Origin of the sequence: Synechococcus sp. J7-Johnson (genome assembly GCF_024345795.1) — a bacterium.
In the GTDB taxonomy this organism is placed as follows: Bacteria; Cyanobacteriota; Cyanobacteriia; order PCC-6307; family Cyanobiaceae; genus Regnicoccus_A.
This window is the reverse complement of record NZ_JAGQBU010000007.1, coordinates 61,411-82,803: the sequence shown is the minus strand read 5'-3', so window position 1 is coordinate 82,803 and position 21,393 is coordinate 61,411. Positions and strand designations below refer to the sequence as shown.

Sequence of the window (21,393 nt, the reverse complement as noted above, 5' to 3'; positions counted from 1 at the left end):
CCCTACGGAGAGGGCAACTCAGGCCAGCCGAAACCCGCCTGTCGCCGCAACCGCTGCAACACCAGGCTGAGCACCAGCAACAGGGTGATCAGCAGGCTGCCCAGGCCGAGGCGGCTCCAGCGCCAGGCGCTCACCTCCAGCCGGTTGATGGCCCCCAGCTGCAGGGGCCAGTTCAGCCCTTCGGGCCGGGGCTCCACGGCCAGCGGCTGGGCCATTCGTACCGTCCCGACTCCCAGGGAGCGGAGTCTCAGGGTGAAGCTCAGACCCGGCAGGGGCTGCACCTGGCGCAGGTCGAGCTCGAAGTCGAGCTGCTGACGAACACCGAGCAGCCAGTTGCGCTCCTGCAGGCTCAGCTGCGGGGCAGGCAGTGCCTGCCCCGTGAGCGCGCCGGCATCGAGAGCAAGGCGTTGCAACAGGCCGGAGGCTTCCGCCGCCGACACCACGCCGCTGCTGAGGCTGAGGCGGCCCCGATCCGGATCCAGGGAGAGCTTGAAGCGAGTGAGATCAGGGTCGGCTGAGAGGGTGCTGGCGAACTGCCTCTGCCAGGGCATCCAGCTGCCGCTGAAGCTGCTGAGGCTCTGACTCAACTCGAGCCGACCCGGTGCCGGCAGGCTGAGCTCGGTGTCGACGCGCAGGCAGCCCCCCAGCAGCCCCGTGAGCAGCAGCAGCACAGCCAGTACGACGATCGCAAAGCCCAGGGGAGCCCGGGTTGGACCCACCGGTGGCGGTGGCGCTGGCTCCGCTCTGGCGCGGCCTGGGCGGGCCTGGGCCAGGGGCATCACCCGTTGCTGCAGCGACTCCACCCCGCCGATCGGCGGCAAGGTGATTGACCAGTTCTCCGGCCGCTTGAGGCTGGGGGCCTCGAGAATCAAGCTGAGGTCCCGGGCCTGCCGGCGCAGGTCGGGATCAACGCAGGCCTGGAGACCGCGCACACAGCTGGCCGCCCTCTCAGACTCCCCCTGGCCGATCAGCGCCGTGGCCATCAGCATCCGGGCCCGTCCGCCCAGGGACACCGTGATGGCATGGGCCGCCACGATCGGCTCCAGCAAGCGCAGGCAGCGGCCGTATTCACCGCAATCGAGCGCGGCCCGAGCCGGAGCCAGTGGATCCTCAGCCACGCCGCTGGGCACTCGCTCGGGCGGCGGCGCGGCTGCTGCCGACCACCATCGTGCCGACGCCGGCATCGGTGAACACCTCCAGCAGCAGGGCATGGGGGACTCGGCCATCGATGATGTGGGCCGCGCCGACCCCCTGGGCCAGGGCCCGGATGCAGCATTCAGTCTTGGGTGTCATCCCCGCGTTGACGACGCCGCTGCGGATCAGCTCCCGGGCCTCGGGCAAGGTGATCTGGCGCAAGAGGCTGGAGGGATCCTCCCGGTCCTGCAGGATGCCCGGGGTATCGGTGAGCAGGATCAGCTTCTCGGCCTGAAGGGCAGCGGCCAGCTCCCCGGCCACCGTGTCGGCATTGATGTTGTGAGCCTGGCCACTGGGATCGGCAGCCACACTCGAGATCACCGGGATGTAGCCGCTCTGCAGCAGAGGTGCGAGCACATCGGGGTTGACCGCCGCCACCTCTCCCACCAGTCCGTGGGAACCCTCGCCCCAGGTGCGAGCCTCCACCAGGGCCCCATCGCTGCCGGAGAGCCCCACGGCACGGCCGCCAACCCGGTTGAGACCGTTGACGATCTGTTTGTTGACCCGACCCACCAGCACCATTTCCACCACATCCATGGTGTCGAGGTCGGTGACCCGCAGCCCATCACGGAATTGGGCTGGGATTTCCAGCTTCTTCAGCCACTGGTTGATCTCCGGTCCGCCGCCGTGCACCACCACCGGCTGTACCCCCACGCAGGCCAGCAGAGCCAGGTCGCGGAAGACTGCCTCGCGCAGATCTTCACGCACCATCGCCGCACCGCCGTACTTCACCACCACGCGGCGTCCGGCGAAGCGCTGGATATAAGGCAGCGCCTCACTGAGCACGGACACCCTCAGGGTGTCCTCAGCGCTGATGACGGGGTCCTGGCTCAAGAGGGGAAGGTGAGAGGGTGGGCGTGGGGACCGGCAACCGCCGGGGCTCAGGCAGCTGGAGCGGACTCGACTAGATCAGCGCCGGGCAGCAGGCTCAGTTCCAGCTCGGTAGCTGAGATCAGACGCAGCTCAGCGCGCAGTCCAGGCCCGAAGAAGCGACCCAGCCGCTCCTGCTTGGCCTGCCATCGTTCCGGCGGAACTCCATGGCAGCGGAAGTGGAGCACCAGGCCATAGCCGCCCTCCACATCTCGCTCTGCCACGCTCAGCAGCTCCGGCGGGGCGTCCTCGTTCCAGAGCTTGAGGGCTTCGAGGGAGCTCTCGAGGTGGGCCTTCTGGCCATAACGCCAGCGGGTCACGTCTTTGAGAAGCTTGCGCAGGGGCTCGCTCTCGGGCTGCTCGCGCAGCTGTCGCAGCTCCGCTGTCGGTGTGAGCCGCTGGGCTGGAGGCAGCTCCGACGACTTCAGGGCCAGGCCTCCCAGCAGCACCGGAACGCCGTAGAACACTCCCGCCAGGCTGATGTTGGGGCTGTCGGTGACGTAGGCGATTGAGCCGATCACGGTGAGCGCCGCACCGAGGATGGTCAGCAGGCTGCCGGGCGATGTGAGTGCTTCCATGGCGCCATCTTCCTGCAGCGCGGTCCAGGATGGCGATCGTTGCCCAGGAGTTCCTCCGGCCATGGATCACCCCAGCCCCGCTGCCGATCCCGCTACGCCTTCGTCCACCCCCGAGATCCCGTTCAACGACCCCAGCACCCTGAAGCTGTTGGACCAGCTCGCCGAAGATCGCCTCTGGCTGCTGCAGCAGATCGACGGCGGCCGCTGGCACGATCTGAGGCTGGATCTCGCTGCGCTGGAGCGGGAGCTCGGTCAGCTGCTCGACCAGGCCCGCCAGCGGCTCGATCCGGGCTGATCAACTTCTCAGAAGGGGATCTCCTCAGAAGGGGATTTCGTCGTCGTCGTCGGCCAGATCAGGCACCAGCGGAGAGGTGTTCCAGGTGGGAGGCGGTGGCTCCGCCGCAGCAGGGCGCGGTGCCGGAGTGACGGGCCGGGGCGCGGCAGCCGCCGGCCGTGGAATCGTGCGCACTGGAGCGTCCTGAGCCATCGCTGCTGCCATCGACGGCACCGCCGATGGAGCCGCAGTGGAAGCCTGGGCCGTGAGTGGGTGAAGGCGGGCGAGGGTGAATTCGGCGCGCTTTTCCTTGGTGCCATCGGCGCGGGAGACGGTGCTCATGCGCAGGCGCCCCTCGATCATCAGCCGCTGACCCACCTGCACCCGGTTCTGAAGATCCTGGGCGAGATTGCCCCAGCCCACCACCTTCAATTGCCCCGGGGGATCATCGGGGCGGAGACCGTCGAGCTCGACGGCCATCTCCGCCACCGGTGTCTGGTTGTCCTGGGTGTAGCGCACCTGGGGCGCCTCCAGCACCACCACCTCCAGCAAACAGTGGTTCACGACCCCCTCCACGACAGTGGGCCCCATCTTGATGCACGGAGCCAACCCTTGATCGCCGGATCTGAGGCGGCGGACGCCGCTGCAGCACCAGGACGGCGGCCATCGATCTGGCTGCTGGGCGGCACCGGAGAAGGGCCCCTGATCGTCAGCCGGCTGCTGGCCGCCGGTTGGAGTGTGCAGATATCTCTGGTGAGCGAGGACGCTCTGCGGGCCTATCCCTCCCACTCCCGGCTGCAGAGTCGCCTGGGAGCACTGGCCGGCCCCGGGGCGATCGAAGCCGAACTGCTTGATGCTCCCCTTGCCCCTTTCCGTTGGGTGATCGATGCAAGCCACCCCTTCGCTGCCCTCATCAGCGCCGATCTGGCGGCGGTCTGCACCCGCGGCGGTCAACCCCTGCTTCGCCTCTGGCGCCCACCGGTCCCCCAGCGGCCTGGGACCAGGCTGATCCTGCTCGATCAGCTGGAGGATCTGGCCGGAATCGACCTGGCAGGGGAGCGCCTGCTGCTGGCCATCGGCGCCCGCCATCTGGCGAGAGCCGTGGCGCTGGCCAGAACCTCTGCCTGCTTCGCCCGCATCCTGCCCAACCCGACAAGCCTGCGGCAGGCCCTGGCGGCGGGGCTTGGTGATGGTGCCCTTGCCTGCCACCGTCCCGGCACGGAGCCACCGGCGTCAACGGCCGGTTCGATCGAGCGAGCTCTGCTGGAGCACTGGAGCATCTCGGCGGTGCTATGCCGCCAGTCGGGCGGCCCGACCGAACAGCTCTGGCAGCAGCTCTGCGCCGAGCTGGGGCTGACACTGCTGCTGCTCAGGCGACCGGCGGAACCGCTGCCTGAGTCGGGTCTGTGGCCTCTGGAGGAGTTGCTGGCACAGGTGGGACGGCCTGAAGCCCACTGGGGGGCGGAATCAGCCCAGGTGCTCGGCCACCAACTGCGGCAGTGAAGCCCGTGGGCGGGGCCCCAGCTGGGTGATCACCTGGCCGGCACAGAGAGATCCCAGTTGGCCGCAGCGCTCCAGCGTCTCCCCGCGGGTGAGTCCGTAGAGGAAACCGGAGGCATAGAGATCACCCGCTCCGGTGGTGTCGACCAGGGGGCCGAGCACCCAGGGATCGATCCGATGGACCTGCCCGTTCCCGAGCACCACCGACCCAAGGGCACCGCGTGTGAGCACGGCGATGGAGCAGCGACCGCGCACCTGTTCCATCGCCGCCTCGAAACCATCGCACTGGTACAGCGCGGTGATCTCGGCTTCGTTGGCGAAGAGCACGTCCACATGGCCATCCACCAGCTCCTGGAAGCTTTGCCGGTGGCGCTCGACGCAGAAGGCATCGGAGAGCGAGAGGGCCACCTGGCCACCGGCGGCACGCATCACCTCCGCGGCGGCGAGGAAGGCCCGCTTGGCGGCCTCCCCATCCCAGAGGTATCCCTCCAGGTAGAGCATCCCCGCCTGGCGCACCAGATCCAGATCCAGGTCGGCTGGTTCAAGGTCCACCGAGGCGCCCAGATAGGTGCACATCGTGCGCTGGGCATCGGGGGTGACCAGGATCAGGCAACGGGCGGTGGCTGCACCCGTGCTGGCGGCTGGGGTCTCGAAGCGAGCCCCCACCGAGCGGATGTCGTGGCTGAAGATCGCCCCCAGCTGGTCGTCACGCACCCTGCCGATGAACCCGGCCCGGGCGCCGAGCTGGGCCAGGCCCGCCAGGGTGTTGGCGGCCGAGCCTCCGGAGGTTTCCAGTCCAGGACCGGCCGCTTCGTAGAGCTTCCGGGCCTGCTCGGCATCCACCAGGGCCATGCCGCCCTTGTTCAGTCCATGCTCCTCGAGGAAGGCGTCGTCGGAGCTGACCAGCACATCGACGATCGCGTTGCCGATTCCCACCACATCGAGGGATCGGCCACCTGCGTGGATCGTCATACGTTCAGCAGGGCGCGCTTGGGACCGTGGATCGGATCCTCCACGACGATGGTCTGATCACGCTGGGCGCCGAGCGAAACGATCGCGATCGGCACCTCCATCAGCTCTGCCAGAAACCGGAGGTAGGCCATGGCGGCGGCGGGCAGATCCTCGAGGGCGCGGCACTCGGCGGTGGAGCACTGCCAGCCAGGCATGGTCTGAAAGATCGGACGGCAGCGGGCAAAGGTCTCGGCGCTGCTGGGGAAGTGATCGATGCGTTCGCCATCGAGCTCATAGGCCACGCCGACCTGGATCTCATCCAGTTCATCGAGCACATCGAGTTTGGTGATGGCCAGGCAATCCAGTCCGTTCACCTCCACGGCGTACCGACCGATCACCCCATCGAACCAGCCGCAGCGGCGACGGCGCCCCGTGGTGGTGCCGTACTCCCCGCCCCGGTCGCAGAGGTGGTCGTTGATGCTGCCCTGAAGTTCCGTGGGGAAGGGACCCTCTCCCACCCGGGTGGTGTAGGCCTTGGCGACCCCGATGACCCGGTCGATAAGGGTGGGGCCCACGCCGGCGCCGATGCAGGCGCCGCCGGAGACGGGATTCGACGAGGTGACGTAGGGGTAGGTGCCGTGGTCGAGATCAAGCAGGGTTCCCTGGGCGCCCTCGAAGAGGATGTTCTGCCGGGCCCGGGCCGCCTGGTGGATCGTGCGGGTGCAATCGACCACATGCGGGGCAAGACGCTCGCCGTAGGCGAGGTATTCCGTTAGCACCGCCTCGGGATCAAGCGGCTCAATGCCGTAAATCCGCTCCAGGATCAGATTCTTTTCGGCCAGTGGCCCCATCAGGCGCTCGCGCAGGCGCTCGGGATCCAACAGGTCGATCACCCGGATGCCGTTGCGATCTGACTTGTCGGCGTAGGTGGGACCGATGCCCCGGCCAGTGGTGCCGATGCGCCGATCACCGCGGCGCTTTTCCATCGCCAGATCGAGCAGGCGGTGGTACGGCATCGTGACGTGAGCCGTGGAGGCCAGCTTCAGTCCGGAGATGTCGATGCCGTAGTCCCCGAGCATGTCGAGTTCTTCGAGCATGATGCGTGGGTCGACCACCGTGCCCGAACCGATCAGGCAGATGGTGTCGGGGTAGAGAATTCCGGAGGGAATGAGGTGAAGTTTCAGCACCTTGTCGTCGACCACGATCGTGTGGCCGGCATTGACACCTCCCTGATAACGAACCACCACATCGGCGGATCGGCTCAGCAGATCGGTGATCTTGCCTTTCCCCTCGTCGCCCCACTGTGCACCGATGACGACAACATTGGCCAAGGACACAGCGGCCCGTAGCCGCTTCTAAGCACAAGGGTCAAGAGTCTCAGATGACCAGCCCTTTCGTCAAAGCCCTGGGGCCTGAAAGCAAGCTGGCTGGGCGCTGGAGAGTTCCGGCCCGTTGGACCTGAGGGAAATCAGGTGCCCCGGACAACGGTGGTTTCGGCTTTTTTCAATTCTTTTTCCAGGCGGGTCTTGAGCGCGTCAGGCAGGGGGCGGTTGGCGTAACTGGTGTAGTGCCCGGCCAAGGAGTTAATGGCGGTCTGCATGGTGGTGAAGGAGGGCAGTCCGTTCACCCGCCCTTTCGGCCTGTAGAGGGCCATGTAGTCGTTGATCAGGACGCGGGCCTGGCTTTCAGCCTCGGGGCGGGCCGGATCATCCTGGCTGAGGGCAATCGTTCCCAGCAATGATTCAGCCACCGTCATGGTGTCCTCGACGTAGGAACCGCTGAGGCTGTTGCTGGCACTGCCGCAGCTGGTTAGCGTGAGACTCAGTCCGAGCGCGATGGCCAGCAGAGGGGTCAGCGTGCGGCTCCACCAGCTCGGGGAGAACAGCATGGCCGAGCAGGCCTGGAGAGCTGCGCTGAGGGCTGGCCCAGTCGAACGGAAGAAGAACCTCCAGACAACAGTCATCAGCGTCTCTGCGTGTCGATGGCCGATCTTACGAGCTCCCCGTCGCCAGTCCCAGGCGTGCGGCGCCGATGTGCTCCTGCAGCAGGGTCACCACCTGCTGGGCGGCCACGTCTCGCTTGGCTCCGCCAGCGCGCTCCACCAGCTCCACATGGCCAGAGGCTGCACCGCGCCCCACCACCACCCGCCAGGGAATTCCGATTAGATCGGCATCCTTGAACTTCACCCCAGCCCGCTCGCCGCGGTCATCGAGCAGCACCTCAAGGCCAGCCCGCTCGAGCTCGTCGTGAAGCCGTTCCCCGAGAGCCACCTGAACGGGGTCCTGCGCGCTGGCCACCACCACGATCACCTCGAATGGGGCGATCGCCACGGGCCAGCGAATGCCCAGGTGATCGTGGTGCTGCTCAACGGCCGCCTGGGCCAGCCGGGACACCCCGATGCCGTAGCAGCCCATCCACAAGGGTTCATCCAGACCCTGTTCATTGGTGAAGGTGGCCTCCAGGGCCTGGGAATACTTGCGCCCGAGCTGGAAGATGTGACCCACCTCGATGCCGCGGCTGGCCTCAAGCCGCTGGCTGGGGTCCTGCAGGCAGCGCTCCCCCGGCTGGGCTGAGCGCAGGTCGGCCACTCTCGGCCGCCCGCCCACCATCGCTGACCAGCGTGCTCCCACCAGGTGAGTGTCCGGGCGGTTGGCCCCACAGACGAAGGCTTCGAGCTCCGCTGCGGTGGCATCCGCCAGGCGCAGAAACGAGGTTTGCCAGCTGCGCGCTCCCGCCAGCAGTTCATCGCCAAGATGGGGACCCAGGCAGCCCAGAGGCCAGTCAGGCAGCCCCTCGGAGCGGATCTGCTCCGGCATGATCGGCTCCAGGTCCAACAGGGCCCCGGCCCCTTCCCCCAGCGACGCGCCGACGGCGTTGGCCAGCTTGGTGGGGTTGAGCTGCTGATCGCCGCGCAGGCTCACCAGCACGGGCTGTGGTTTTGCTTCGGCGCAGCGGGCCAGCAGGAGCAGCACCTTCACCGTCTGGCTGGGCTCGAAGCCTTGGGCAGCGCAGAGGGCCTCGATGCTGTGCTGCCCTGGTGTGTGGAGCTCCACCGTGCCGGAGCCGGGGGTGACCAGGGGCACCGCCGGCTCCGGCAACGAGCAGGCCCGCTCCTGATTGGCGGCATAACGTCCATCCGCACTGCTGAGGATCAGATCCTCTCCGGCATCGGCGGTGACCATGAACTCCTGACTAGCAGAGCCTCCGATGGCGCCGCTGTCGGCCTCCACTGCCACTGTGCGCAGGCCACAGCGGCTGAAGATGCGACGGTAGGCCTCGTCCATGCGCTGATAGGTGAGCCTGAGATCGGCCTCGTCAGCATGGAAGGAATAGGCATCCTTCATGATGAATTCGCGCCCGCGCATCAGGCCGAAGCGGGGCCTGATCTCATCCCTGAATTTGGTCTGGATCTGGTACAGGCTTACCGGCAGTTGCCGATAGGAGCGGAGCAGGTCTGCGGCCAGGGCCGTGATCACTTCTTCATGGGTCGGACCGAGCCCCATGGAGCGCTCCTGGCGGTCGACCAGGTGAAACATGATTCCTTCCCCGGCGGTGTAGCCCTGCCAGCGGCCGCTGCGTTCCCAGAGGCTGGCGGGCTGCAGGGCGGGGAGGAGGGTTTCCAGGGCGCCGGTGGCGTCCATCTCCTGGCGCACGATCGCCGAGATCTTGGTGAGCACCCGCCAGAGCAGGGGCAGATAGGCGTACACACCCGAGGCCACCCGGCGCATGTAGCCGCCGCGGAGCAGCAGTTTGTGGGACGGGATCTCGGCTTCCGCCGGGTCGTCCCGCAGCGTCACCAGCATCAGGCGGGAGACGCGCATGGAAGACACAAGCTGAGCAGCCCGGGAACCTATCACCGCATGGGCCATGGTTTTTCAGGGCAGATGGGAACCGGTGCTGGTCTTGCCGACCGGGGCCTGGGCCGGTTTAATCACGCCACCGGGCGGGTCGCTGCAGCGATCTGGCTGTTCAGGCTTCCTCTGCTAGCGTCGGCATGAATTCCCAGCCGTCCAAGATAAGTCTTATGGTTGCACCAACGGCCGGCTCCAACGGAGAGCTTCCACCGACCGTGCCACCCTCCTGGCCTGCAGGCCTTCCCGATCCCAGCACCGAATCGGGTGAAGGTCTGATCGGCATCGACGAGGTGCAGAAGGCGCTCAACCGTTCAAGGGCTTCGGTCTACCGCTACACCAACACTGATCCCCGCAACCTCAACCCAGCCTTCAACTCGCGCAAGCTCAACCCGGAATACCGCACCGATCAGAAGGAGGCACTGCTGTTTCACCCCAACGAGGTGGCCCGTTTCGCCCGTGATGTGCTGCGGATCAAGGAGGTGACCGTCGAGGTGCTCAATTCACCCTCCACGGCTTCACAGCAGCTGCTGAGCTCAATCCTCCAGGAACTTCAGGCCATTCGGCTCAGCCTGCAGGGATTGGATCAGGCACCGGCGGTGCTCAGCACCAAGAGGGATCAGTTGGAGCAGTCGCGCCCCGCTGCCTGAGCGGTTCGTCAGCGGCTCGGGCAGAAGGAAGCAGAAGGTGTCATATTGAATTCGGTAACGGACTTTCCAAGGGGTGATTCTCGTCCCGGCAGAACGGCCGCTGCTGCTTCCTGGACATGCGCTCTGAACGGTCTGAGTGCCGATCCAACGCTGCTCCCTGAAGCTGGTCCCTCATCCCTATCCATGGATTCCGAACCTCCACGAACCGGCCCGGCCACGGCCACTCCAACCTCAACTGGCACTACGACTGTCACCTCCACAGTCACTTCCTCAGCTACTGCGCCGGCCGCTCTCCCCAGCCTCCTGACCACTGCCGCTGATGAGTCAGGGCAGGCTCCAAGCGCAGCCAGCGAAGGCTCCAAGGATGAGTCCTACAGCCCAGACGGACTCCTGGACCCTGGATCACCGCTGCTGGGGGCCACGATTGCCCTGCTTGCTCTGATCGTTCCAGTGGCTGCCGTTCTGCTTGAGCGCGGCTCTTTCCGGACTGACCCCCGCTTTTCCATTCCCATCAGCCGTGGACATCAGCAGCCTGTCCCCCTCGCCATCCCTGGGATTGGTGAACCTGGTGGTGGAGATTCCCGCCGGTAGCCGAAACAAATACGAGTACAACAGTGCGGCGGGCCTGATGGCTCTTGATCGGGTACTCCATTCCTCTGTCCGCTATCCCTTCGACTACGGCTTCGTTCCCAACACCCTTGCCGAGGACGGCGCTCCCCTCGACGCGATGGTGATCATGGAAGAGCCCACCTTCGCCGGCTGCCTGATCACTGCCCGACCGATCGGCTATCTCGACATGATCGACTGCGGCGCCCGTGACGGGAAGCTGTTATGCGTGCCCGAGGCCGACGGCCGACAGATTGCCCTGCGCAGCATCCGTCAGATCGCTGCCAACCAGCTCGAAGACGTGGCCGAGTTTTTTCGCACCTACAAAAATCTGGAGGGGCGGGCGGTCGAGATCATCGGCTGGGAGGACGCCCCTGCCGTGCCTGCCCTCGTGGAGCGCTGTATCCAGGCCGCTCGCGCCGATCAGGAGGAGCGCTGCAGCAGGAAGCCCTCGTAATCGAGGGCCTGGAACACCCGTGCCGGATCTCCGAAGCCAGCGGCGTTGACAAGGGCCGTGAGCCGTGCCACGCCCACAGGATGGGCTCCGTGCGTGAGAGGTTCGAGCAGTTCAAGGGGTGCCTCCAGCTGAGAGGCCCGCTGGAAACCGAGCCATGCCTCAGCCATCTGGTCCTCCAGCAGTGGAAGGGCCGGGCGCATCAGATCCACCAGCACCAGTTGGCCCCCAGGCCGGAGGCAGCGGGCCAGGGCTGAAAGAAACGCCAGCTTGCTGCCGTCATCGGGGAGGGCCTGCAGCACCAGCACCGAGAGCGCCCCATCGAAGCCGGCCTCCAGATCCAGGTCTTCCACGGTGCTCTGCCGCCAGTTGAGGCCTGCCGCCGCCTTGCCCAGCCGCTGCTGGGCGGCGCTGAGCATCGCCTGGGAGGGATCGATCGCGCTCAGGCGCCAGTCAGGGCGCTGGGCAATGGCCTCCACCAGCTCTGCGCCGGTGCCGCAACCGGCCACCAGCACCTCAGCTCCTTGCTGGCCGGCCAGGGGGGAAGCCGCCAGCAGGGCCACACCGAGCCGGGCGAGGCTGGCGTATCCAGGGATCAGGCCCTGCACCACCAGGTCGTACCCGGAGAGTTCGCCGCTGTTCGCTGCAGCCATGGACCTGTGCGCGCTCCCATGGATCGTAGGCAGCGACGCCACACCGCCCGGGCCAACATCCATTGCAAGGCTGGTCGTCCAAGACCCGCCGGACGGTAAGTTGGTTCGCGCCAGTAGCCGCTGCGACCAGTGCCCACCATTCGCTTCGATAATGAAGACCAGAAGGTTGGTTGCATCGAGGGGGCCAACCTGCGCCAGGTGGCACTTGATGCCGGCATCAACCCCTACAAGGGCTTGAACAACCTCAACAACTGCGGTGGCCTTGGCCAGTGCGGCACCTGCGTCGTCGAAGTGCTTGAGGGCGCCCAGAATCTTTCGCCCCGCAGCGATGTCGAGCAGGTCTACCTGTCAGATCGCCCTGCCAACTTCCGCCTCAGCTGCCGCACCAGCGTCAACGGCGACGTGACGATCCGAACCCGTCCGGAAGCCGCCGTGGGCAAGGGCTCCAACAGCCTGGTGGGCGCCCTGAAATCGCTTGTCGGCCTGAAGTGAGCCTGGACGGTTCCTTCAGCGAAGGACGCCCAAGGCTGTACAGCTACCCGAAGTGCTCCACCTGTCGCCGGGCCCTGAAATGGCTAGCAGAGGAGGGCCTTGAGGTGGATCTGGTGGATATCACCCTCTCCCCCCCAACCCGGGAGCAGCTTGAGCAGATCTGGGCCGGCCTGCCTGATCCTCGCCGGCTGTTCAACACCAGCGGTGCCAGCTACCGAGCCCTCGGCGCCGCCCATGTCAAGGCGATGTCTCCCTCCGAAGCCATCACGGCCCTTGCGGCCGATGGCAGGTTGATCCGCCGACCCCTTCTGCTGGCGGAAGGGGTTGCGGTGCTCACGGGCTTTGATCCCGAGGTGTGGAAGCAGGTCCTGAAGCCTCTGCTCCCATCGGCTGGTTCTCAGCTGCCGTAGCCGGCGGCACCGTGAGCTGATCCAGCTCACGGATCAGAGCATCGATCCCTGTGCGGTTGATCTGGGCCAGGTAGGTGAGCTTGAGTTCCTCCAGCAGGGCACAGACCAGTTGCTGGCTGCGTTCCAGCACCGGACCACTTTCGAGGGCTTCGGCCAGCTCGTCCCAGAAGCGATCGACACAGTCGCGCAGGAGATCGATCTGACGGTTGTCCCGCCGCTGCAGCCTTGCGCCGGCTCCCCGCGAGAGCTCCATCACGCTGTCCACCATGCCGGAGGCGAGCTGCTGAGTCAGCTGCTGCTCCACCTCCATCAGCAGTTGCAGCTGGCGCAGCCCCGGTGGCACCACCATTGACTGAAGCGTCTGCTGCAGGGCATGGGCCAGCACGGCCTGGAACTGGGGTGCCAGCCGAGGACCCACTTCGTTGAGGAGCAGGGGCCCCCAGATGCGCAACAGTTCAACCAGCTCGCGTTCGTCATTGATCGAGACGCTCTGATGGCTGCGCAGGCGGCGGATCCGCTGGGGCCACTGAGAGGAGCGGATCAACCCCTGGGCCCCGTCCATGAGCTGCAGGGCCAGCACCTCGAACAGTTCCACGGCCAGGAGGGCCACCACCGCCCGGCTGATAACGGCTCGCAGGGGCTCCATGTTCACCAGGCCACTGGTCTGCAGCCTTTCCACCACCGGTATGAGGCGCAGCCAGCGCCAGAACGGCAGCAGCAGGGGCAGATCGGTCCAGCGCCGCAGCAGGGCATCCCCCCAGCTCAGGCCAGGCAGGCGGCGGCGCAGCCGTGCTGCCCTCAGCAGGATGTCCGCCAGAAAGACGCTCTGGAAAAGCAGAAGATCAATCCGCCAGAACTGGTCGGTTGGACGTCCGTTCTCATCGATTGAGCGCCAGTAGTTGGTGGCCACCAGCGGCAGCACCTGCTGCTGCCAGAAGAGTCGCTCCTCGCTCCAGGGCTGGCGCCTCAGCCAGTCGTCTCCAAGCAGCAGCTCAGCCGATTGCTTGGCCGAGTCCTGGTCGGCGCGCTCGCGCAGGCGGTTCTTGATCTTCTCCAGCGTGCCGGAGCCACCCGAAGCCAGGAAGGGGTTGTCATCGATCATCTGATCGGTGAGCGCAACCTGTCGCTGGCGCAGGTCGCTGGCTGGGGAACCCGCCAGCAGGGCGTGGTCCATCTGATCGAAGGCGTTAAGATAGGCCTGGGTCTCCCGGTGGGGTTCGATCCCCTTCACCGGGTCGTAGAAGGGCGTGATGTCGGGCAGGAATCCAAGACGCAGCACCAGTGGCGCCGAGGGCAGGGGATAGAGGTTGCGCTGCAGCCAGAACGTGCGCAGGGGCACGTAGGTGATGTCGAAGCAGACCCAGAGCAGATTCAGGGCCGCCCAGAGGGCCACGAACTGATCCCAGTGGTGCCCGAGGCGGTTGCTGCCTGTCGAGGACCTCAGATGCCAGCGTGGCCGCACCATGGAGAACAGCGTCGATCGACCAAGGGTAGAGAGGGGGATTGCCCGGCTCCGGAGCCCTAAGGTGACCGGCTCCAGCAGGAGAGCATTGAGCGCCGAGGACTCCCCATCACCGAACACACCTGCAGGGACACCTGAACCCGAGCCGCAGAAGGGGCCTCAGCAAGACAAGCAGTCGGTCCACAGCACGGAAAGCGCCTGGGCCTTCTGGCGCAGCGTGCTGCTCACCCTGGCGGTGGCCCTGGGAATCCGACAGTTTCTGTTGGAGGCCCGCTTCATCCCGTCGGGCTCCATGCTGCCCGGCCTGCAGATCCAGGACCGTCTTCTGGTGGAGAAGATCTCGTTTCGCAGCCGTGCCCCCCAGCGGGGCGAAATTGTGGTCTTCCACTCCCCCTTCAACTTCGATCCCGCACTCCAGGCCAATCGACGTCCCAGCCCCCTGGGCTGCCTGCTGGTGAATCTGCCCCTGATCGGCTCGATCCCCGGCCTGCAGGAGCTGGCATGCGATGCCTACATCAAACGGGTGGTGGCTATCCCCGGTGACCGGGTGGTGGTAAACCCCCGCGGGCAGCTGAGCATCAATGGCCAGACCATCCGCGAGACCTACGTCCAGAACTTCTGCCCGATCGACAGCCAGGGCACCAGCCCCTGCCGCACCCTCGACACCGTGGTGCCCCCTGGAGCCGTGCTGGCCCTCGGCGACAACCGCGCCAACAGCTGGGATGGACGCTTCTGGCCCGGTGGTCCCTTCCTGCCCCGCAAGGAGATCATCGGCAGGGCCTTCTACCGCTTTTGGCCGCTGGATCGCATTGGCCCTCTGGGGGATCCGGATCCCCTCAGCGGGGACCCAGCCAAAGCTGGGGCAGCAGCCCAGTCGCCAATACCCGCCCCCTGAGCAGCTCTCCCCCCAGGGGCTGGTTGGCCGCCTTGGAGGCATAGCCATCGTCACTGGGGATCCACTCCAGCTCCGGGTCGAAGAGGATCCAGCGCCTGGAACCGCACTGGAGCACTGGTTCCTCCAGATCGAGCAGCCGGGCCGGTCCCCAGCACAGGGCGCGCCAGAGCGCTTCGGGGCTCCAACCCTGCTCCCGCACCAACTGGTGCCACAACAGCGGCAGCACGTAGCGGTGACCCGCCAGACCAGGCCGGCGCTGATCCAGAGGCAGCAGTTGCTCTTCTGGGTCAAGCGGTTGATGGTGAACCGCCACCGCGCATATCACCCCATCAGCCAGGGCAGCCACCAGAGCACGGCGGTCTTCAGGAGTGCCCAGCGAGGGCACCAGCCGCCAGCCTTCGGCCACCGGATCAAGGCTGCCGCTGTCGGCTACCAGATGCCACCAGCAGACCGTGGCCATCGGTGCCGGATCGGCCTCCCGCAGCAGCTTCACGCCAGCGGCGGTGGAGAGATTCGCCAGGCGCAGGCGCACCTGGGGCAGGAAGGCCCCAAGGGCCAGCAGGTTCTGCAGGGGGATGATTTCACTCAGGGGAGGATCCATGGGCCAGCCGGCCCGCAGGGCTTCCACCCCCTCGCGCACGAAGCCACCATGATCAAGACTGGCGCTCCGCGGTGTCAGCAGCACAGGGCGATCAGCGCATTCGCCGATGCTGAGCCCGCGTTCCAGCAGGGGCAGCCGCGGCAGCTCCCCTTCCTCCGCCAGTCCGAGGGCACCGGCGGCCAGCAGATCGGCGTGGGCCGAGAGATCTTCGCCGCGGCCACCGAGGCTGAACCCCCCCCAAAGACACAGTTCGAACGGGGGCTCAACCGCCAGGCGCAGGCATTCGGGGCGATCACGCCAGTTGCGGGCCCGCGGCAGCAGTGCCACGGTGCCGTAGCCAGCTGCTGCGGCTGAGCGGACCAGGCTTTCAAGGGTTTCGGCGCGGCCGTCTTCGGGTTCCTCCAGAAAGCTGTGGGGATCCACCAAGGCCGGCGCCAACAGCCAGGAGCCAGCTGGCAGGGGGGTGAGCCCCAGGCGTGCCGCCCCGTCCCACGAGCTGGCGCCAATCGCCGTGATCACCCCCTGCTCGAGCAGCACATCGCTGCGCAGAAGAGGCTGGTCGGGCCCCTGCAGCAGCTGGACATCCTGCAGCAGGTGGGCAGTCATCAGAGGGCGCCGGTGGCGGTGCGGTCGATCACGCCACCGAGGTGGGTGGTGAGGTTCAAGCAGGTAACCACCGGCAGGGTTCCGCCAGCACTGTCCGGCGGCGGCCAGTCGATCACACTCACCCCGCCGTTGCCCTGCTTGACCATCCAGATGTCGGCTGGGGTCAGGCCCAGCAGGGCACAGAGGATCGTTTTGTTGACGGCGTCATGGGCCACTACCAGGGCGGTCTCCCCCGCCTCCAAACCAGCGGCGAGAGAACTCCAGCACGACAGCGAGCGGTCCCAGACCTCCTGCAGATTCTCACCTTCGGGCATCTGCACGGTGTGGGGAGCGTCTTTCCACTGCTGCAGCAACTCCCCCCATTCCTGGGAGATCTCCTGCTCCAGGCGCCCCTCCCATCGGCCGTGACCGATCTCCACCAGGCCCTCCTGGCTGTGGAGCGTCACCTCGGGATGGGCGGTGAGGATGGCTTCAGCGGTCTGGCGGGGCCGGGCCATCGAGCTGGTGAAGGCCTTCTGGATCGGCACGGCGCTGAGGAAGTCGGCCGCGGAGCGTGCCTGGGCCAGACCAGTGTTGTTGAGGGGGATGTCGATCTGACCCTGGAAGCGACCCTGGCGGTTCCAGTCGGTTTCGCCGTGGCGCACCAGCAGCAGGCGTGCTCCTGGTCCCTTTGGCGGCAGTTGGGTGCCCAGGTGAGCGGTGACATTGAGCGATTCGATCTGCACCTGCACGCCGCTGGCCTGACGCTGCAGGTTGAACACCGAAAGGGAGGCATTCTCGAGACGCAGCCCCTGGAAGCGGCTGGCGGGGAGCCCCAGCAACTGCAGCACCAGGCAGCGCAGGATGGCGCTGTGGGCCACCACCAGCACCGTGTTCAGATCTTCTCCCGCCTGATCAGGCTGATCCAGATGCTCACGCTCAAGGCGATCCAGCCAGCGGCGGGCCTGGTCCATCAGCTCTGGAATCGGCCGGTATCTGCTGCCATCGGAGCGTTCCAGCTCCAGCTGATCGGGAGCTTCCCTCCAGAGGCGGTAGGCCTCGGGAAAGCGCTCTTTCACCTCACTTCCCAGCAGGCCGCACCAGGGGGCCAGATCCACCTCCAGCAGGTCGTCGTCAAACTCGGCGCTGAGCCCACCCCCATGGGCTTCCAGCAGCTGGACGGCTGTGTTGGCGGCACGGCTCAAGGGGGAGCTGTAGACGGCATCGAGGCGAAGGTCCGCCAACGCTGCGCCAGTGAGGCGGGCCTGGCGTTGGCCCTCGTCGGTGAGGGAGGAGAGATCATCCCGGCCCTGGATGCGGCGCTCGGTGTTGAAGCTGCTGAGTCCATGGCGGACGAGCAGGAGCCGAAGGGGCACGGGGTCTGGAGCTGGAAGCGCCGTCATCGTATGGGAGGGATTCCTGCGAGGTTGATCGTTGCCTGCGCTAACGGCTTCCTGTCGGGCTCAAGGGAGAATCGGGCCAGTGCGAGGAGTTGGGGTGGCAACAGCGGGGCGAGGACGGGCCGGGTCCCTGAAAGTGGGGCTGGCCATGGTCAGCCTGGTGCTGAGCCTGCTGCTCTGGCTCAACGGTCTGCTGGAGAGTCTGGAGCGCCCATCGGTGGGTAACGACCTGTCCAGGCGGCAACTGGAGCTGAGTGCGCTGGCCGCACCGGCGATTCCGCCCTCGCTGCAGCCGCTCCTGGTGGGCGTTGACTCGGGCGGCCTGTTGCTGGCTGAGCTTGAGAAGCAGGCGAAGGAGGGCGGCGACAGCACAACGGCATCAGCGGCCGTTCAGGCTTCCGGTGAACGGGAGGCCAGGATCAGCCTGCTGGAGCGGGCGCTGCTGCAGTTGCGCCAGGGACAACCGGCGGCCGCCCGCCCCCTGCTGCTGCAATTGCAACGGCTTGCCAGCGCCGAAGATCAGGCCCTGATCGAGCAGCTGCTGATGCTGCCCCAAGCCGGCACCATGCCCGCCGAGGCGCTGGGCATGCTTGAGGACCCTCTGGTGCGGCGGCTGAGCTGCCAGGTGCTGGCGAACACCAGCGACTGCGCCGAGCCTGCCGCCGAGCGGCGCGCCCTGCTCCAGCTCCTGGGCATCAACCTGCTGCCTGCCCTGGCCCTGCTGGTTGGGCTTGTGCTGCTGCTGCGGGAAGGCTGGCTGCGCTGGCGCGGCAAGCAACCACCGCTGCCTGGGCTGGTCGGCCCCGACCTGGGGGTGATCGATGTGGTCCTGCTGATCGCCGGAGGGTTCGTGCTGCTGGGGGAAGTCCTCACGCCCGTGCTGCTGAGCCCCCTGCTGCAGGCCTCTCTCTCCGCACTGGCCATCAAGCCTCCCCTCGCTGATGGCGTCACGGTTCTCGCCATGTACCTCGGCCTGATGGCCGCGCCGCTGCTGATGCTCTTCTGGCTGCTGCGCTCGAGGGGCGAGGCCCCGCAGGGGGGCTGGCTGCAGTTCCGCTGGCGGCCTCTGGGTTCAGCCCTGCGCAAGTCGCTGAAGTATCTGCTGATCGTGCTGCCCCTGGTTGCGTTGGTCGGCTGGCTGCAGCAGCTCGTCTGGAGCGATATCGGCGGGAGCAATCCTCTGCTGGAGCTGGTGCTGCGCAGCGGTAACGGCCTGACCCTGGCCTGTTTCGCCTTCACGGCGATCGTGCTGGCCCCTCTGTTCGAGGAAACCATCTTCCGGGGGGTTTTGCTGCCGGTGCTGGGACGGGAGCTCGGCCCCCTGTCCGCGGTGTTGCTCAGCAGCGCGGTTTTCGGCATCGCCCACCTCAGCCTCGGAGAGTTTCCTCCCCTGTTCACCCTGGGCCTGGGCCTGGGCTGGCTGCGCCTGAGCAGCGGACGCCTGAGCACCTGTGTGGGGCTACATGCTCTCTGGAACGGACTCACCTTCACCAACCTGCTGTTGCTGGCTCGCTGATCGTTGCCTTGCTGCCCCTTGCGCCCCATGGTTCACTTGCGGAGATTCGTCAGGTTCCGGTGGTCGCCGTTCCGTCGCCCCAGCCCTTCTTCAGGCGCCGTTCTCTTGAGCTGATCCAGGGCTCTTTCTCCGCCAGGCGTGTGGTGCGCCAGGCCCCCTGGCTGGCTGGTCTGCACAGGGCCTCTGATGGCCTGCTAGTGGCCCTCGGCCTCTCGATGCTTGGCCTCACCGTCCTCACCCTGCACTGGCAGGGACAGTGGACCACCAGTTTTGAGCGATTGGAGTCGACCCAGGTTCTCGAACACCGCCTGCAGGAATCCACGGCGGTCCTGGAGCAACACCATCTGGAGATGGCCCGCCGTCCTGGCCTGCTGGTGCCCACCAGCCTTCAGCGCCTTATCCATCTGCCCTCTCCCAGCGCCAGGGTGTCGGAGAGCCGGCCAAACTCCATTGCCGGCCCGTATCAGAGCCCTTCTCAGCCCCAGCCTTTCAACCTTCAATCCCTTGATCCCCGCTCGCTCGGCGGGGAACTGAGCCGGATCAGCCTCGACCCCCAGATTGTTCGGGCTGGGTATTGAGGGTGGTGCGTCGCTCCGCCACTGGGTCACCCCCCATACCCCTGCATCGAGGGGGACCCAGCTCCACTGAGTCAGATACTCCGCGCAGCAGCCGGCGTCGGGTGATCCAGCTGCAACCCGTGCCAGCTGGCCGTTTGCTCATTGTCTATCTCACCCTCTGCCTGGCCATGGTCGGTCTGGCCGGACGTCTTGCCTGGCTTCAGGTGAAAGAGGGCGATCGGCTGCAACAGCGGGCCCGGGCAATCCAGACCCAGAAGACGAAGCCGATCGGCAAGCGTCGGCCGATCGTCGACCGCAACGGCCGGTTGGTGGCCATCGACGAGGAACGCTTCACCCTCTGGGCCCACCCCCGCTACTTCAACTTTCCCGGTGACGATCCCAACCTGATCCGCAGCAGCTCCGAGACGGCCCAGAAGCTCGCCAAGGTGCTGTTGGTGCCTGCCTCCGATCTGATGAGCACGATCGACGGCCGCAAAACCGGGGTCAAACTCGCCACTGATCTCGATCCAGAAACCGCTCGTCGCCTGCGCGAACTTGGCATCAGTGGCCTTGACCTCGAGCCCTACCCCCAGCGCATCTATCCCCAGGGTCAGCTGTTCGCCAATGTGGTTGGCTTCCTAAATCTGGAGCGGGTCGCACAGGCGGGCTTGGAGCAGAGTCGCGACAAAGACCTGCGCCGCCAGGAAAGCATCCGTCAGTTGCGCCGCGGCGCCGACGGCACGCCCCTGCCCGACGGCCTCCAGTCCGGTGTTCTCTACACCGATGATCTGCGGCTGCAGCTGACCCTCGACGCCCGTCTGCAGCAAGTGGCCCAGCAGGCCCTCGCCAGACAGCTGAAGCAGTGGAAGGCCAAGCGCGGGTCCGCCATGGTGATGGATGTGCGCAACGGCGAAATGCTGGCGCTCACCTCCAGTCCCAGCTATGAGCCCAACCGGTTCTGGAAGTTCTCCCCCGGGTTGTTCCGCGAGTGGTCGGTGCAGGATCTCTACGAGCCTGGCTCCACCTTCAAGCCGATCAATCTGGCGATCGCCCTGCAGGAGAAGGCCATCCAGCCCAACGGCACCGTCAACGACGTGGGCCAGCTCACGATCGGAGGCTGGCCGATCTTCAACCACGACCGGCGGGCCAACGGCACTCTGGATTTCGCCACTGTTCTGCAGGTCTCGAGCAATGTGGGCATGGTGCAGGCCATGCGTCACCTCAAGCCCTCCACCTACTGGGAGTGGATGCGCCGCATCGGCATCGACACTGTCCCTGACACCGACCTGCCGGGAGCCGTGGCTGGCGAGCTCAAGACCCGCGAGCAGTTCACCACCCAACCGATCGAGCCGGCCACGGCCGCCTTCGGCCAGGGCTTCTCGCTCACGCCTCTGAAGCTGCTTCAGCTGCACGCCATGATTGCCAATGGAGGGCGACTGGTGAGCCCCCACATCACCCGCGGCCTGCGCTCCGGCGACAGCTTGGCCCAAGCTCCTGCCGCCAATGGCCTTCAGGTGTTGCAACCCTCCGTCACTAGGCAGGTGATGGCCTGGCTGGAATCTGTGGTGGACAAGGGCAGTGGCAAGGGCGTTCAGGTACCGGGCTACCGCATCGGAGGCAAGACCGGCACCGCCCAGAAAGCCCTCAATGGGGTCTACATCCCGGGAGCACGGATCACCAGCTTTGTGGCCCATCTGCCGATTGACGATCCACGCTATGTGGTGCTGGTGGTGGTGGATGAGCCCCAGGGGGGCAGTGCCTACGGCTCCACCGTGGCGGTTCCGGTAGCCAAGGAGATCATCGAAGCTCTGCTCGTGCTGGAGAAAGTGCCCCCCAGCTCCGGCAAGAAGCCAGCCAGCCAGCCAACGGTGCGGGGTTGAGGACGCTCCGGGTG

General features: G+C 66.5%; 22 protein-coding genes. 10 read left to right on the top strand and 12 right to left on the bottom strand.

The features are described 5' to 3' along the window. Positions 1–2: 2 nt before the first annotated feature. Genes KBY93_RS05540 through KBY93_RS05530 form a run of 3 tightly spaced genes read right to left on the bottom strand, consistent with a single transcriptional unit; the run spans position 3 to position 2,642 of the window. Positions 3–1,184: a DUF3153 domain-containing protein gene (locus KBY93_RS05540; protein ID WP_255093241.1), complete on the bottom strand. Its 1,182-nt coding sequence runs from the start codon at positions 1,182–1,184 to the stop codon at positions 3–5. Next, complete coding sequence (gene argB, locus KBY93_RS05535) at positions 1,111–2,028, bottom strand: acetylglutamate kinase (RefSeq protein WP_255093240.1); 918 nt, start codon at positions 2,026–2,028, stop codon at positions 1,111–1,113. Before argB ends, KBY93_RS05540 begins: the two co-directional genes overlap by 74 nt. A 47-nt stretch (positions 2,029–2,075) precedes the next feature. Continuing rightward, on the bottom strand, positions 2,076–2,642 hold the full coding sequence (locus tag KBY93_RS05530; RefSeq protein WP_255093239.1) for a DUF2854 domain-containing protein: 567 nt from the start codon (positions 2,640–2,642) through the stop codon (positions 2,076–2,078). 61 nt (positions 2,643–2,703) lie between these two features. Between KBY93_RS05530 and KBY93_RS05525 the strand changes: the two genes are divergently transcribed. Beyond that, positions 2,704–2,937, top strand: a complete 234-nt coding sequence (locus KBY93_RS05525; protein WP_255093238.1) for a hypothetical protein — start codon at positions 2,704–2,706, stop codon at positions 2,935–2,937. A gap of 24 nt (positions 2,938–2,961) precedes the next feature. Here KBY93_RS05525 and KBY93_RS05520 read toward each other — a convergent pair whose 3' ends face one another. After that, positions 2,962–3,480, bottom strand: coding sequence for a single-stranded DNA-binding protein (locus tag KBY93_RS05520; protein WP_255093286.1), 519 nt, complete (start codon positions 3,478–3,480; stop codon positions 2,962–2,964). Positions 3,481–3,528: 48 nt separating this feature from the next. On the opposite strand from KBY93_RS05520, the gene KBY93_RS05515 reads away from it, so the two are divergent. Further along, the gene (locus tag KBY93_RS05515; protein WP_255093237.1) at positions 3,529–4,419 is read left to right on the top strand and encodes a precorrin-6A/cobalt-precorrin-6A reductase; all 891 of its coding nucleotides are present in this window, start codon (positions 3,529–3,531) and stop codon (positions 4,417–4,419) included. Here the strand turns inward: KBY93_RS05515 and KBY93_RS05510 are convergent. The 4 genes from KBY93_RS05510 to KBY93_RS05495 form a co-directional block, all read right to left on the bottom strand. Beyond that, the gene (locus KBY93_RS05510) at positions 4,384–5,388 is read right to left on the bottom strand and encodes an adenosine kinase (RefSeq protein ID WP_255093236.1); all 1,005 of its coding nucleotides are present in this window, start codon (positions 5,386–5,388) and stop codon (positions 4,384–4,386) included. The genes KBY93_RS05515 and KBY93_RS05510 overlap by 36 nt on opposite strands. After that, the gene (locus KBY93_RS05505; protein WP_255093235.1) at positions 5,385–6,698 is read right to left on the bottom strand and encodes an adenylosuccinate synthase; all 1,314 of its coding nucleotides are present in this window, start codon (positions 6,696–6,698) and stop codon (positions 5,385–5,387) included. Before KBY93_RS05505 ends, KBY93_RS05510 begins: the two co-directional genes overlap by 4 nt. Positions 6,699–6,835: 137 nt before the next feature. Next, entirely contained in the window at positions 6,836–7,255 is a 420-nt protein-coding gene (gene psb27, locus KBY93_RS05500; protein ID WP_255093234.1) for a photosystem II protein Psb27, read from the bottom strand. A 103-nt stretch (positions 7,256–7,358) separates the two neighbouring features. After that, the gene (locus KBY93_RS05495) at positions 7,359–9,188 is read right to left on the bottom strand and encodes a proline--tRNA ligase (protein WP_255093233.1); all 1,830 of its coding nucleotides are present in this window, start codon (positions 9,186–9,188) and stop codon (positions 7,359–7,361) included. A gap of 203 nt (positions 9,189–9,391) precedes the next feature. Here KBY93_RS05495 and KBY93_RS05490 point away from each other — a divergent pair, with 203 nt between their 5' ends. Together KBY93_RS05490 and KBY93_RS05485 are read left to right on the top strand one after the other, a co-directional pair. Further along, positions 9,392–9,868 (top strand): hypothetical protein, encoded by a 477-nt coding sequence (locus KBY93_RS05490; RefSeq protein ID WP_255093232.1) that lies wholly within the window; start codon positions 9,392–9,394, stop codon positions 9,866–9,868. A 517-nt stretch (positions 9,869–10,385) separates the two neighbouring features. Then, complete coding sequence (locus KBY93_RS05485) at positions 10,386–10,931, top strand: inorganic diphosphatase (RefSeq protein WP_255093231.1); 546 nt, start codon at positions 10,386–10,388, stop codon at positions 10,929–10,931. Here KBY93_RS05485 and KBY93_RS05480 read toward each other — a convergent pair. Continuing rightward, complete coding sequence (locus KBY93_RS05480; protein ID WP_255093230.1) at positions 10,898–11,581, bottom strand: class I SAM-dependent methyltransferase; 684 nt, start codon at positions 11,579–11,581, stop codon at positions 10,898–10,900. The genes KBY93_RS05485 and KBY93_RS05480 overlap by 34 nt on opposite strands. Positions 11,582–11,710: 129 nt before the next feature. On the opposite strand from KBY93_RS05480, the gene KBY93_RS05475 reads away from it, so the two are divergent. Together KBY93_RS05475 and KBY93_RS05470 are read left to right on the top strand one after the other, a co-directional pair. Further along, entirely contained in the window at positions 11,711–12,073 is a 363-nt protein-coding gene (locus tag KBY93_RS05475) for a 2Fe-2S iron-sulfur cluster-binding protein (protein ID WP_255093229.1), read from the top strand. Then, complete coding sequence (locus KBY93_RS05470; protein WP_255093228.1) at positions 12,070–12,483, top strand: Spx/MgsR family RNA polymerase-binding regulatory protein; 414 nt, start codon at positions 12,070–12,072, stop codon at positions 12,481–12,483. Before KBY93_RS05475 ends, KBY93_RS05470 begins: the two co-directional genes overlap by 4 nt. Here the strand turns inward: KBY93_RS05470 and KBY93_RS05465 are convergent. After that, positions 12,407–13,948: a hypothetical protein gene (locus KBY93_RS05465; protein WP_255093227.1), complete on the bottom strand. Its 1,542-nt coding sequence runs from the start codon at positions 13,946–13,948 to the stop codon at positions 12,407–12,409. The two genes, KBY93_RS05470 and KBY93_RS05465, sit on opposite strands and share 77 nt — an antisense overlap. 61 nt (positions 13,949–14,009) lie before the next feature. Between KBY93_RS05465 and lepB the strand changes: the two genes are divergently transcribed. After that, positions 14,010–14,840, top strand: coding sequence for a signal peptidase I (gene lepB, locus KBY93_RS05460; protein ID WP_399222627.1), 831 nt, complete (start codon positions 14,010–14,012; stop codon positions 14,838–14,840). Here the strand turns inward: lepB and KBY93_RS05455 are convergent. Both KBY93_RS05455 and KBY93_RS05450 read right to left on the bottom strand, forming a co-directional pair. Further along, positions 14,782–16,047 (bottom strand): dihydroorotase, encoded by a 1,266-nt coding sequence (locus tag KBY93_RS05455; protein ID WP_255093226.1) that lies wholly within the window; start codon positions 16,045–16,047, stop codon positions 14,782–14,784. The two genes, lepB and KBY93_RS05455, sit on opposite strands and share 59 nt — an antisense overlap. Next, a complete protein-coding gene (locus KBY93_RS05450; RefSeq protein ID WP_255093225.1) occupies positions 16,047–17,402 on the bottom strand; it encodes a histidine phosphatase family protein in 1,356 nt (451 codons plus the stop codon). The genes KBY93_RS05455 and KBY93_RS05450 overlap by 1 nt, the downstream gene beginning before the upstream one ends. A gap of 172 nt (positions 17,403–17,574) precedes the next feature. Between KBY93_RS05450 and KBY93_RS05445 the strand changes: the two genes are divergently transcribed. The 3 genes from KBY93_RS05445 to KBY93_RS05435 are packed head-to-tail and all read left to right on the top strand — an operon-like array spanning position 17,575 to position 21,379. Next, positions 17,575–18,942 (top strand): CPBP family intramembrane glutamic endopeptidase, encoded by a 1,368-nt coding sequence (locus tag KBY93_RS05445; protein WP_255093224.1) that lies wholly within the window; start codon positions 17,575–17,577, stop codon positions 18,940–18,942. 8 nt (positions 18,943–18,950) lie between these two features. Beyond that, a complete protein-coding gene (locus KBY93_RS05440; RefSeq protein WP_255093223.1) occupies positions 18,951–19,520 on the top strand; it encodes a hypothetical protein in 570 nt (189 codons plus the stop codon). A gap of 2 nt (positions 19,521–19,522) precedes the next feature. Continuing rightward, positions 19,523–21,379, top strand: coding sequence for a penicillin-binding protein 2 (locus KBY93_RS05435; RefSeq protein WP_255093222.1), 1,857 nt, complete (start codon positions 19,523–19,525; stop codon positions 21,377–21,379). Positions 21,380–21,393 lie beyond the last annotated feature (14 nt).

Coding starts and splice junctions, on each gene's coding strand:
- psb27 (WP_255093234.1), bottom strand. CDS start 7,255: ATGCTGTTCTCCCCGAGCTGGTGGAGCCGCACGCTGACCCCTCTGCTG.
- KBY93_RS05490 (WP_255093232.1), top strand. CDS start 9,392: ATGGTTGCACCAACGGCCGGCTCCAACGGAGAGCTTCCACCGACCGTG.
- KBY93_RS05540 (WP_255093241.1), bottom strand. CDS start 1,184: ATGCCGGCGTCGGCACGATGGTGGTCGGCAGCAGCCGCGCCGCCGCCC.
- KBY93_RS05530 (WP_255093239.1), bottom strand. CDS start 2,642: ATGGAAGCACTCACATCGCCCGGCAGCCTGCTGACCATCCTCGGTGCG.
- KBY93_RS05495 (WP_255093233.1), bottom strand. CDS start 9,188: ATGCGCGTCTCCCGCCTGATGCTGGTGACGCTGCGGGACGACCCGGCG.
- KBY93_RS05510 (WP_255093236.1), bottom strand. CDS start 5,388: ATGACGATCCACGCAGGTGGCCGATCCCTCGATGTGGTGGGAATCGGC.
- KBY93_RS05480 (WP_255093230.1), bottom strand. CDS start 11,581: ATGGCTGCAGCGAACAGCGGCGAACTCTCCGGGTACGACCTGGTGGTG.
- KBY93_RS05455 (WP_255093226.1), bottom strand. CDS start 16,047: ATGACTGCCCACCTGCTGCAGGATGTCCAGCTGCTGCAGGGGCCCGAC.
- KBY93_RS05445 (WP_255093224.1), top strand. CDS start 17,575: ATGGTCAGCCTGGTGCTGAGCCTGCTGCTCTGGCTCAACGGTCTGCTG.
- KBY93_RS05465 (WP_255093227.1), bottom strand. CDS start 13,948: ATGGTGCGGCCACGCTGGCATCTGAGGTCCTCGACAGGCAGCAACCGC.
- KBY93_RS05525 (WP_255093238.1), top strand. CDS start 2,704: ATGGATCACCCCAGCCCCGCTGCCGATCCCGCTACGCCTTCGTCCACC.